General features: G+C 36.1%; 10 protein-coding genes. 1 reads left to right on the top strand and 9 read right to left on the bottom strand.

Annotated elements, in window-relative coordinates; all coding sequences use genetic code 11:
* The first annotated feature begins 588 nt into the window (after positions 1-588).
* Positions 589-1,335 (top strand): tyrosine-protein phosphatase, encoded by a 747-nt coding sequence (locus G9Q29_RS13345; protein WP_166138307.1) that lies wholly within the window; start codon positions 589-591, stop codon positions 1,333-1,335.
* An 89-nt stretch (positions 1,336-1,424) separates the two neighbouring features.
* Here G9Q29_RS13345 and G9Q29_RS13340 read toward each other — a convergent pair whose 3' ends face one another.
* The 9 genes from G9Q29_RS13340 to G9Q29_RS13300 all read right to left on the bottom strand — a co-directional run bounded on the left by G9Q29_RS13340 (position 1,425) and on the right by G9Q29_RS13300 (position 12,817).
* Complete coding sequence (locus G9Q29_RS13340; RefSeq protein ID WP_166138304.1) at positions 1,425-3,791, bottom strand: GumC family protein; 2,367 nt, start codon at positions 3,789-3,791, stop codon at positions 1,425-1,427.
* A 9-nt stretch (positions 3,792-3,800) separates the two neighbouring features.
* Positions 3,801-4,574, bottom strand: coding sequence for a polysaccharide biosynthesis/export family protein (locus tag G9Q29_RS13335; RefSeq protein ID WP_166138301.1), 774 nt, complete (start codon positions 4,572-4,574; stop codon positions 3,801-3,803).
* Positions 4,575-5,049: 475 nt separating this feature from the next.
* Entirely contained in the window at positions 5,050-6,942 is a 1,893-nt protein-coding gene (locus G9Q29_RS13330) for a polysaccharide biosynthesis protein (RefSeq protein WP_225872947.1), read from the bottom strand.
* A 408-nt stretch (positions 6,943-7,350) separates the two neighbouring features.
* Positions 7,351-8,499, bottom strand: a complete 1,149-nt coding sequence (locus G9Q29_RS13325) for a DegT/DnrJ/EryC1/StrS family aminotransferase (RefSeq protein ID WP_166138299.1) — start codon at positions 8,497-8,499, stop codon at positions 7,351-7,353.
* Positions 8,492-9,109, bottom strand: coding sequence for an acetyltransferase (locus G9Q29_RS13320; protein WP_166138324.1), 618 nt, complete (start codon positions 9,107-9,109; stop codon positions 8,492-8,494). The genes G9Q29_RS13325 and G9Q29_RS13320 overlap by 8 nt, the downstream gene beginning before the upstream one ends.
* Positions 9,102-9,701, bottom strand: coding sequence for a sugar transferase (locus G9Q29_RS13315; protein ID WP_166138296.1), 600 nt, complete (start codon positions 9,699-9,701; stop codon positions 9,102-9,104). Before G9Q29_RS13315 ends, G9Q29_RS13320 begins: the two co-directional genes overlap by 8 nt.
* The gene (locus G9Q29_RS13310; protein ID WP_166138293.1) at positions 9,694-10,860 is read right to left on the bottom strand and encodes a glycosyltransferase family 4 protein; all 1,167 of its coding nucleotides are present in this window, start codon (positions 10,858-10,860) and stop codon (positions 9,694-9,696) included. Before G9Q29_RS13310 ends, G9Q29_RS13315 begins: the two co-directional genes overlap by 8 nt.
* Positions 10,844-11,932, bottom strand: coding sequence for a glycosyltransferase (locus tag G9Q29_RS13305; protein WP_166138290.1), 1,089 nt, complete (start codon positions 11,930-11,932; stop codon positions 10,844-10,846). Before G9Q29_RS13305 ends, G9Q29_RS13310 begins: the two co-directional genes overlap by 17 nt.
* A 6-nt stretch (positions 11,933-11,938) precedes the next feature.
* Positions 11,939-12,817 carry a glycosyltransferase family 2 protein gene (locus G9Q29_RS13300; protein WP_166138287.1) on the bottom strand — a complete coding sequence of 293 codons (879 nt, stop codon included), beginning with the start codon at positions 12,815-12,817 and terminating at the stop codon, positions 11,939-11,941.
* Between the last annotated feature and the right edge of the window lie 2 nt (positions 12,818-12,819).

The following is a 12,819-nucleotide window of genomic DNA, read 5'->3' as shown; positions in this document are numbered from 1 at the left end:
TAACTCTGGCAAACTTTTTGCAATCTTTTTTTAAAAATTGTTTTCTCGTTTGTTTTCAGTTTTTATTAGAACGTTGCGCTGTTTGCGGGTGCAAAACTACAACCTTTATTCGCTTTTACAAGCCTTTTTTAAACTTAATTGCAAACTATTTTTTAAGTAACTTAAAATCAAAGGGGTTAACTAGGAAGTTTTTTTGATCAATACGATCGTTAGGGTGGTTTTGGGTGTTTACTTAGGGATTTGGACCGTGATTTGGTAATTGGTCTTCCTATATAGTCTTCAATAAAGCTTTACTATATATAGGTAGCTATTGCAAAATTCGTCATCAATAAGTGCAGCTCGCGTTAGGGATAGCAGCGTAAAGCCCACAGGCACGACCCTATTGAGGGAGTGGCGAGGACTTGCAGCGAATAGCCCGACGACTTACTTGATCTTGCCTAAACAAAAGGCAAGAGCAAGAAAGACGGAACGCCAAAAGGGAGACACTATTCACAGACAATGTGAGCTGCAATAAATATAGAGTAATGCATCAAAATTGAATACACAAAGAGCCGTACAATAATAGGAGACTTTATTTATATTTGCAACATGTTTACATTCTTAAAACCCAAACCGATCTTGAGGGACTTGATCCCTGATCATCATATTGACATACACTCTCACTTGCTTCCAGGTATTGATGATGGAGCTAAAACGATGAACGACACCCATACTCTTGTAAAGGCGTTGCAAAGTTTTGGGATTTCTGAGATCATTACTACTCCTCATATTATTCAACATGTATGGAACAACACCAAGGAGGGTATTATTGACAAGGAACAATCAACCTTGCTTGACTTACATACTAACGGATTTGCATTGCCTTTTAAAGCTGCAGCTGAATATTTGATGGACGACCAGTTTGTCACACTTTTTCAACAAGGCACTCTATTGACTTTAAAAGATAATTATGTGTTAGTAGAAATGTCATACATTAATGCACCAATACAGCTTTACAGTATTTTGTTTGACTTGCAAGTGGCAGGATATATTCCTGTGTTAGCACATCCTGAGCGATACCTTTTTTATCACAATAATAATAGTGAATATGATAAACTTTTGCGAGCAGGCTGTGTCTTTCAATTGAACCTACTTTCGGTGGTAGGGTATTATGGTGAAGCAATTACAAAAATCGCAAATCAATTACTACAGAAAGGTATGTATACTTATGTCGGAACGGATGTACATCATTTGAAACATATTGCTGCTTTTGAAAATAAAGTACTTATAAAAGACCTAAAACCACTTGAAGAGGCTATTGCTAACAATCAATTTTTTAAAAATATAAGTCTTTAAAACAGGCTTACTAAAGCTTGATCACTTAATATAAAAAAACGGGTACTATAGCTTTGCACTACAGTACCCGTTTTTTTTGAAGGTATTCTCTATTTAATTCCTAGTAGTCGTTTGTACCAAACTTTTTTCTCTATTTGTACTCCATAACCATAACCGTACCCATAGCCTTTTGTAGAATCTGTATCATTAAGAAGCAGACACATGTTAGGCAACTTTTGTTCTTTATACAAAGTGTTTGGTATATTAAGCATTCGTTTTTCTAAGAAATTAGCACGAGCTACGTAGATAAAGCAATCCGCATGCTTAGCAATTAATAACGTATCTGTCACTAAACTTACGGGAGCCGTATCGACTATGATGTAATCGTATTGTTTTTTGAGTGATTCAAAGAGTCCATCTACTTTTTTATTCATTAACAACTCCGCTGGGTTGGGAGGAATAATTCCCGCTGGTAAAATATGAAAATCTTCGAAACCATCGTATTTCACAATTAAATCTTCTAAAACTAGGGTTTTGCTAGACAAATAATTAGTTACACCACGATCTGGAATTGACAAGTACTCATCTAGTCTAGGATTACGAATATCCATTCCGATTAATAAAACTTTTTTTCCTGACAATGCAAAAGTCGCCGCTAAATTTACCGATACAAAGGTTTTACCTTCTTTAGGAAAGGTTGACGTCAAGAAAATTGTTTTTGCAATACCTTCTGGCACCTTGGTCAACATAAACTCTAGATTCGTTCGTATGATTCGTAACGCTTCGGCTGAACTGGTTCTACTCTCTGATTTTATAATTTCAGAAGGAGAATCGGACGAAGGCACGTCACCGATAAAAGGAATTGGTGATTTACCTTCCAAATCCAAACGGCTTTTAATTTTAGTATCTAAAAGGTCAAGCAAATAAATGATTGCGAAAGGAATTAACAAACCTAGCAAAAGAGCACCTAGATAGATAATGCTTTTTTTAGGTGAAATTGGAGTGTATGATCCTTTTGCAGAGTCTACAACACGTGCAATTGACTCAGTTGCAGCAAGCGCTATAGCAGTCTCTTCGCGTTTTTGCAAAAGATACAAGTACAATTCTTCCTTTACTTTTTGTTGGCGTGCAATTACCCTAAATTGACGTTCTTGCGACGGGATTTTTTTTATTTTACTGTTAAAAACACCTTCTTGACTCCCTAAATCTCTCTTTTGAATCATCAAATTGTTTTTTTGACGACTCAAACTAGCTGCAACATTTGATTTCAAAGCATTGATCTGTTCACTAATTTTAACTACCGTTGGATTGACCTCTGTTGCCGTTTTAAGAACACGATTGCGTGTCAAAACTAACTGATTGTACTCTTGGATAAGTTCTTGCGCTTCTCCACTTGCAATATTAGTTGGTAATAAATCCGAAGGTGTACTTTTCTTTAAAAAATCAGTCAACGATGTAATTACATTCAATTGAATATCTGTCTCAATACCTTTTTTGTCATACTCGCTTGAACCTTCTATAAAAAGCTGTGCTTCTGCCTCGATATTGGTTAGCTGATTTCCCGTTTTAAAACTTTCTACATTTTTTTCAACACCATCTAACTCTTCAGTAATTAAAGCCAAACGATTTGCTATGAATTTGGAAGTGTTTTCAGAAATGAAGTTTTTATCGGCGGCAGCTTCTTCATTGTAATTTTGCACCAAATTATTCAAAAAATCTTCCGCTTGTTCTACTACAGGATCTACAAGGGACAACTCTACTACACTACTCGTTTTGCTCAACAAAGCTACACTTAAGCGTGACCTAAAACTAGCTGCTACACCTTCTAGAGGGTTGATTATGATTTTGATTGGACGCACCTCATCATTGTAAGGTTGCGTATTGACCAAGGATTTGTTAATCACCAAAGTTCCATACTTAGTGCGTATAGGTTGCCCATAACGAAACACTTTTTTTCCTCCTTCTAAGACATTTCCTTGCCCCAATAAATCAATAAATTGAAATGTATCATTCGACAATGCCCAAAATTGATAGGATCGACCTTCGTTGTAGAAATCAGATTTCTTTTCAAGATAAGTTAGTAGAATTGGTGCTTTATTGTACAAATTGGTACTAAGCACTTTACCTTCAACAATAAACGCAATATTCAAGTTCATTTTACGAACGGTATTCTCTACCAAACTTCGAGATTTGAGAATTTCAATTTCGTTGTCTAAATTACTTTTACCACCACTTATACCCATATCTGCGAAAGCAGATAGCTCTGAAGATAAGCCTCCTTTTTTGTCATCCTTAACTAAAATTGTTGTCGCTGCTCTGTATTGCGGAATGGAATAGCGCAAATAAATGTAAGCTACACTCATCGTAATTGCCACTCCCAAAACAAACCACCTCCAATAGGAAACATACTGATCTACAATAGCCCTAATTTGAAAATCCTGTTCTGGTGTGTCATTTATCATAGAATTGTTTTCCATGGTTATAGCTTATTTTAGAGTGGTGATTATGAAAGTTGCCAATGATATTAGTATACCTGTAACGGAAAATATTAAATTAATACTCGGCCCTACAGCAGATCCATCAATTTTATTTTGATTTGGCTCTACGTATACCACATCATTTTGTGACAAATAGTAAAAAGGTGAATTCATAAATTCAGCTTTTGTGATATCAATTCTATTATAAGAACGAACCCCTTCAACCTCGCGAATCACCAAAATATTATTTCTTTTACCATACACCGTTAAATCTCCTGCCATACTGAGCGCTTCGATCAGAGTCACTCTTTCAGATGCTATTGGATAACTTCCTGGTGCAGCAACTTCTCCTTGTACTGAGACTTTAAAATTACTAATTCGAAGACTAACGATCGGTTTTTTTATGTATTTAGATAACTCCTGCTCTAGTGATTTTAAAGCCTCACTACGAGATAAACCACTTATTTTGAATTTACCAACTGTTGGGAGGTCAATGTACCCATTAGCATCCACTAAATAAGAGGATCCAGCCGAGCTTCCTGATGTCAACTCTGTTGACATATTTAAATTGAATGACTTTACAGCCTCGGGATCGTCTGCGTAAACAGTGAGTAACAATAGGTCATCAGGTTGTATTTTAATTTCATAGCTATTTAAGCCTTTTTGATTTGATTGATTATCAACATCTTGATAATAAATCATATCCTTACGCGAAGCGCAAGAGCACAACAATACTACAAAAACCACAAAGATTGCTGTTTTTTGTAAAAGAATGTGTTTCATATTTCTTAGTTTAAAAGACGGCAAAGATAGTAATTATAATCATACAAACTTGCCAGATTTAAGCTAAGAAGCTTTTAAATTCTAGCATTAACCTATGCGGCGATGCTCCAACTTGCGTCAATCTACCCTGCGCTTTATTTCGTACTAAACTCTGAGGATAATTGTCCAAAAATTTCACTTCTACTATTTATTGTGCTGGAAAATAGCGGAAAATTTTCAACAGCTTGCGCAGCTTTACTAGGGTGAATCGAGGAATTTGGGAAGAATAATTATGCTAATTTCCGACACTAGTTACTTGTAAAAACCAATAGCTTTTCATTGTATTTTGCTGGCGCTTCACTTGTGAGCAAATTGTCATGATCTACTTTAAAATTGACATCAAGAGCACTCTACAGGATCATAAAATCAAGAGCATAAAAAAACAGGCGATTGGATGCCTGTTTCGTTTAATTAAATTAATGTGTATGTATTTATGTTACTTATCTAGTGTTTCGAAACTAGAGTTCATGCTTTTGAATTCGGGTACAATTTTTTTCATTTGCCCAACGATGGCATCACCTGCAAAGTTTTTAGAAATAGAGATCAATTCATAAATCTCCTGGTGAAGATTCTCATATTCCTCTTGAATTTCTTGTGCAATCATAATTTTGGCATGATGTGTTGGAATAGACTTTGAGGTATCATTGAGTAGTTCTTCGTATAGTTTTTCTCCTGGTCGTAAACCCACTACTTCAATCTTTATGTCTTTTTCAGGCACAAATCCCGCTAATTTTATCATTTTACGAGCTAAATCTATAATTCTGACAGGTTTACCCATATCAAAAATGTAAATTTCACCTCCTTTACCCATTGCGCCCGCTTCAAGTACCAATTGGCAAGCCTCGGGAATGGTCATGAAATAACGGATAATATCTTTGTGAGTTATGGTCACAGGACCGCCTTGCGCAATTTGTTTTGTAAAAAGCGGTACTACAGATCCATTAGATCCTAAAACATTACCAAATCGTGTAGTAATAAATTTTGTGGCTGCTTTTTCGTTTTCTTGTCGATTTTTTAACTGTAGCGATTGCACGTATTTCTCTGCGATTCTTTTGCTAGCACCCATTACATTACTTGGGTTTACTGCCTTATCGGTAGAGACCATTACAAATTTTTTGACCTTGTACAAACAAGATAAATCTGCTAATATCTTTGTGCCTACTACATTCGTAAAAACGGCTTGACAAGGATTATCCTCCATTAAAGGTACATGTTTGTATGCTGCAGCATGAAAAACAACTTGAGGAGCATAGGTTTTAAAAACCATATCCATTGCTTTAAGGTTGCGGATATCACCAATAATGGTGCGAATCTCTGCGTCACTCCTTAAAACTCCAGTTTCTAGCTGTAAATGATGCAAAGGCGTTTCAGCCTGATCCAGCATGATGACCAATTTTGGATTAAAAGTGATTACTTGTCTTACGATTTCACTACCTATTGATCCGGCTGCTCCCGTGATTAAGATAACTTTATCTTTTAATTGTTTAGAAATCCCTTTGTTATCTAAAACGATAGGCTTACGCTCTAACAAATCTTCAATTTCAATTGTCTTCACTTTTTGAGAAATCTCCTTTTGATTTTCCCAATCCGAAATTAAAGGTACTGTATAAACTTTTAAATTGTATTCCAAACATTGATCTACAAATGCAATTTGATCTTCTTTAGACAAAGACTTATCTGCAATAATGACACTTTGAGCATTTACAGATCGCATCAATGTTGGCAATTTCTTTTTGAGCACCAATATGGGTAAGTCTAACATCCTTTTGGATGCATTTTGATTGTTTTTATCCACAAACCCCACAATTTTAAAACGAGAAGGGGTTTCAAAATTAAGCGCATTGGCAACAGAAATTGCATTTGCATCAGTACCGTAAATTACCGTTCGAATTAGATTTGCGCTCTTTTTATCTGAGAAATACAATTCGAAAGCTTGTTTTACCAAAACGCGGTATAAAAATAAACCACAAAAAGACAAAGTGGTATTAAAAAACAAAGCGGTGTTTAGTAAAGGCTTGAAACCAAGAGAAACCAAGCAAATAAAATTCAGCAGTACAAAGACAATCAATACTGAGGCTTGAGAGAAGAATAATTTTACTGCATCGATGTAAGATGAATGTCTTATAATTCCAGAATAAGTTCGAAATAGCCAAAAGAAAAACAAGTTTGTCCCAAAAAAAGAACATATAAATGCTACGTTGTGATGAGTTACAATATAACTCATTCGCATCCCTTGGAATATCAAAAAAGTAGACACAAAGCAAACCATTAACACCATCATGTCAATACTTACAATGATCCACCTTGGTAGGTAGCCTAAATTTTTCATGTTTAGTCTCACATTCAGCTTTTCTGCCAATGAAGCAATAAATTTAATCGATTTTTTCTTAGAAGAATTACCCAAAATTTTTGATTTATTTAATATTACTTACAGTACAAATATAATAATTAAAATAGGCCATTGTACACCTTTATTTCGATAAATGTTTTTGAAGTAAGCTACCTTGTTCACCTTCAAATAACATACGGGTTCCTTCGGGCTATGTATAGGGTATCTACGGGATATGTATGGAGTATTTCAAAAGCACTTTCAATGAGGTTCTTTTAAAATATGACCTTTTGATTGCATTAATTATCGATTATAATTCCCTGCCAATTAGAGTGTTTTTTGATATAGGCTATGTTTTAATTTCGTAATTAAAAACACTCGAACTGACCTTGTGGAAATCACCCCTAATTATTTGTAATTAAGCAGCACCTTCAATATCGCTTGTTTAATACGCGTTTTATCAGCATCAGTCAAATTAGACCCTGAAGGCAAACACAATCCATTTTCAAACAGGTCCTGAGAAACCGTCGTACCATAATAGGCATATTGTTCAAAAATTGGTTGTAAGTGCATTGGTTTCCATAATGGTCTTGACTCAATTTGTTCTGCGTCGAGTGCCAAGCGCAACTGTTCACTAGTTAAGCCATTTGTTTTTGCAGGATCAATCACGATAGCGCTTAGCCAATAATTTGCAAAATAATCCGAGTCAGGCGAAGAGAAAACAGTGATACCCTCTTCATCTTGAAATAATTCTTCGTAAAAATCATGCATTTCGCGACGTTTAGCTACATGATCATCCAGTACTTCCATTTGTCCGCGACCAATTCCAGCACAAATGTTACTCATTCTGTAATTATAGCCAATTTCACTGTGTTGGTAATGCGGTGCTGCATCTCTAGCTTGAGTAGCATAAAAAATGGCTCGCTCCTTGATTGCCTCAGATTGTGCTACCAAAGCACCACCTCCAGAAGTAGTAATGATTTTGTTACCATTGAAAGACAATGCTGCAATATCACCAAAGGTGCCACATTTTTGGCCCTTGTAAGTACTGCCCAACGCTTCTGCGCTGTCTTCTAAAATTGGAATCTCGTATTGATCAGCTATCGCTCTGATGGCTTCAATTTGATAAGGAACTCCATACAAGTGCACTGCAATAATAGCCTTAGGCTTTTTCCCTTTGGCTGTTTCCTGTACAATTGCTTTCTCAAGTGCTACGGGGCAAAGATTCCATGTCGCAGTCTCGCTATCAATAAACACTGGTATTGCACCTTGATACAAAATTGGATTTGCTGATGCAGAAAAAGTCATACTTTGGCATAAAACTACGTCACCAGCCTTTACCCCGAGGAGCACCAACCCTAAATGCAATGCTGCTGTACCTGAACTTAAAGCGCCAACATGTGCATTGTTCCCTAAGTACGATTCTAAATCTTTTTCAAAGCCAGTAACATTTGGTCCTAGCGGAGCAACCCAATTGGTATCAAAAGCCTCTTGTACGTATTTTTGTTCATTGCCTCCCATATGTGGAGAGGACAACCAAATTTTTGAATTATTCATTCTTTTTATATTTTATAATTTTTCCAGGATTACCAACTACAACAGCATAATCTGGTACATCTTTAATAATAACGGCTCCTGCGCCTATTGTAACCCATTTACCAATTTGAATTCCCTGAATGACACAAGCTCCAATGCCAACTTGTGTTCCCTCACCTACTACAACATTACCTGCTATAGCAGCGCAAGGTGAAATATGTACAAAATCACCGATGGTACAATCATGTTCTACCACAGCCCCCGTATTTACTATACAATGGGCTCCAATTTGTACATCCGCATGCACAACAGCGTTCGCCATCACAACCGAACCATCCCCTACATTTGCATAGGAAGAAACAGTAGCTCTAGAATGAATTGCTTTGAAGAATTTTTTAAAGGACCAAGACGTTACAATTGCTTTACGCACGGCATTGTCTCCAATTGAAATAAGTAACTCCCCCTGAAAGTGATTTAATTTACTACTCCTATATACTGGAACTCCCATTAAATCGTACAAAAGCGGGTTGTCATCAACAACGCCATCGACCGATTGCTTATTCGATTGAATTAGGTCTAACAAAACTTTACCATGACCACTGGCCCCATACAAAAATAACTTTTCAGCCATTGAAAGGTTCAATTGTTGCTGCATTAGCAGCGTTAATACCTTCGCTTTTTACTACTTTTTGAATTGTCAATAATAAAATTTTGAAATCCAGTGCAAAAGACTGATGATCTACATAATATACATCCAATTCAAATTTTTTATCCCAACTTATTGCATTGCGACCATTGACCTGAGCCCATCCTGTTATTCCTGGCTTTACTTCATGCCTGCGATTTTGAAAATCAGAGTATAAATGTAAATAAGAGACTAGCAAAGGCCTTGGACCAATCAAACTCATATCACCTTTTAGCACATTAATTAATTGAGGAATTTCATCTAATGACGTTTTGCGAACAAAAGTCCCAATTGCTGTCAATCGCTCTGCGTCTGAAAGTAATTTACCATTTGTGTCCTTTTTTTCATTCATTGTTTTGAACTTAATAATTCGAAACACTTTCCCACGTTTACCAGGCCTACTTTGATAGAAAAAGGGCTTTCCTTGATTGGCAAAAAACAATCCTATGGTACAAATTAAAAATACAGGACTAAGCAAAACTAGTCCTATTAAACTGGCTACTTTATCAAAAATGATTTTAAAAAAACCTTTATACATGATTTACTATTCTATTATACTCGTTCTCAATGGCTTCCCAAACTAATCTCTGTTGGTACTTTTCAACAATTACACTTCGTGAATTAGAAGCTAGCTCGTTACAAAACACACTATTTGTCGCCAATTGAAACATGCTATCAAAAAGTTTTACTTCGTCTTTAACAGGTACTAAAATTCCGTTGTATCCCCGTTTAATTATTTCATTACATCCCGATATATCGGTTGCAATTGTGGGCAATCCCATAGCTCCTGCTTGCAATACTACATTTGGGAAACCTTCGCGGTAGCTAGGAAACACGAGTGCATTGGCTATTGAAAAATATTGACGTACGTCTTTTTGAAACCCAAGATGCAAAATGTTGTTTGACTGACTGATGGCCTGCAAAGTTTGTGCATCAAGGGGGTCGAGCTCAGGCTCTAGTGGACCGACTAAAAGTAGTTTGACTCCGCTAGCTTGTGACTCCAATTTCAAAAAGGCAGCCACCAATTCTTTTATACCTTTATCTGCTACTAAACGACCAACAAAAATATAAACAAAATCAGTTACTTCAATCTTCAATTCTTGTTTTAGTGCGACAATTTGAGCTGGTTCTAGTTGTTTGGGGTCAAAATATTCTACATCAATTCCGTTCACATTACCGTTTGCCAATACCGATAGCTTTTTATTAGTTATGCCAAACTTTTTTAAATCCTGAAGAACTCCTTGCCCCTCTGGATAAATATGTGTGGCAAACAAACACAGAATTTTATCCATTACAATTAAAATTTGTTGAAGGATACCTGTTTTTGAAGGAAAAATTAATCCAGTGAACGTATGCATCCTTACTGGAACTCTAGCGAAAAAAGCTGCGGTCATACTTAACAAGCCTGCTTTTGGCGTTATAGAATGAACAATCTGAGGCTTTTCTATCAGAAACAAGCGATACAATTTCCATAAAGAAATAAGGTCCTGCCACGGTTTGATTTGTCGATGTATAGGCACTGAGACAGTTCGCACTTTTTCTCTTGACGCCACTGTTTCTAAGTGATCATCTGCGCCTGAAACTGCAACTACATCGTATTTTTCATTTAAAAAAGCGAGCTGCCCTTTCAATAAATAATCTAAAGACATGGCTACAGTTGACGTTCGGATCAGTTTTGGTTTAACAGACACTTTCATATAACTTTATGTGTTTATCAACCATTTTGTGAATGTCGTACTCCCCCGCTCTCTCTTGGCAAGCCTGAGCAACTTTGTTATAGTGTACTTTATCTTCCAATAATTTTGAAATTTCAACTGCCAAATGCACTTCATTTCCAACAGGAAAAAGAATCCCAGCTCCTTGCACTACCTCAGCTAATCCAGGAACATTTGAAGCTACAAAGGGTTTACCCGCGGCCATGCCTTCAATACTTGAAAGTGACAACCCTTCATAGTGTGATGATAAGACCACAATATCAGCTGATTTAAGCAATTGTGGAACGTTCATACGTAGACCTATAAAAAAGACTCGGTCTTGCAGTCCTAATTCTTTGGCTATACTTTCACAATCATTTTTTAAAATTCCTTCACCCACTAAAACCAATTTAATCGAAGTAGGTAATTGAACCAGCGCTTTTATAAGAGTCATTTGGTCTTTTTGCTCGCGAAAACCAGCCACTTGAATTAATATTGTATCCTTTGCCTGAATTCTTTTATCAATCTCTGACCATGACAACGGTTGTGCTTGTTCAATTTTTGATAAATTCACACCATTTTCAATAACGGTAAATCGAGACTTTGGTAAAGAAGTATGGGCTAGTAAAATTGTCTGTATTTCATTAGTGATACATACGATACGATGGTAGAAACGATATACTTGTTTGTCTACTATTCGAAAAAAACTATTTGCAAGTCGACGGTTGCTAGTGTTGTGCTCGGTGAAGAGTAGTTTCACTTTTGATAATGACAATATTTTAGCCAAAACAACCCAATACTGCGCAGGAAATAAGTGTACATGTACAATATCGTACTTTTTCAGAAATGGTATAATTTTAAAAACGTTGAGCGGATTATATACCGATCGAGTTCCTAAAGAATATATTGTTGTGCATTGTAACTTTTTAAGTTCTAGCAAAAATGGAGAGTCATGATCTTGTAATACCAAAAGATCAACTTGTATATTTTTTTGGTGATACAACGGAATCGTCTCAAGTAGTAATTTTTCTGCACCACCCGTTGCTAAACTATTTATGATATGTAGTATTTTCATAACTATTTAACTTGTGGTTTTTAAAAGAACATAACAATGCAATAAAACACCAAAAGGAATTGCAAAAAATACTAAAAGATGATTTCGAGATTGCACTAGAAGCGATAAATCTCGCGCAAACAAAGCAGAAGATACCAAATGGATCGCATTTTTAAAGCGTTCCTTAAATGTGCTCCCAAACTCAATTCTGCTCAATCTAGAAAACGCAAAACCACGTGGATTTTTGCGGTATTGTTTAAAAATATTTAAACTAGAACCATCAAGTTGGTATTCTACAACACACAGCACTTGATTAACGGGTTTTAAATCGTACTCTTGATCTAGCAATAAACATTTGTAATCTAAGGGTACAAATTTTTCGCCTTTGTATTCTGGATAAGGAGGACACTTCTTCATTAAAGCTGTTCTATATACCATTTTTTTATCTCCTTGTACACCATGCCTGCTGTACAACTCATTGAGTTTACAGCGACTTAACGACTCGGGAATTGTTGTGCCAATTACATTCCCTTTTTGGTCTGCATCTAGGCCAATGATACCTGAAAAACTATCATCTAATCCTTGGAGTTCTTCTATAATAATTGCAACTGCATTTGGCGGCATGTAATCATCAGAGTCAATACAAACATTAAATGGCGTTTCTATTATTTCGTAGGCTTTATTGTGCCCCGTATGCATCCCACCGTTTTCTTTGTAACAGTATTTTATAGTGATGCGATTCTCGGCTATCCAGGTCGCTACAAGTTCTTGAGTTCCATCAGTTGAACCATCATCAATGACTAACCATTCAAAATCTTGAGCCGTTTGAGCACACAAACTATCGTATACTTGATGCAAACAATAGGCACGATTAAATGTGGGTGTAAATACAGTAAGTGTCTTCATTA

This window comes from Flavobacterium turcicum (assembly GCF_011365745.1).
Taxonomy (GTDB): Bacteria; Bacteroidota; Bacteroidia; order Flavobacteriales; family Flavobacteriaceae; genus Flavobacterium; species Flavobacterium turcicum.
Note: the sequence above shows the minus strand (reverse complement) of the source record. Positions and strands in the feature narration are given on the sequence as shown.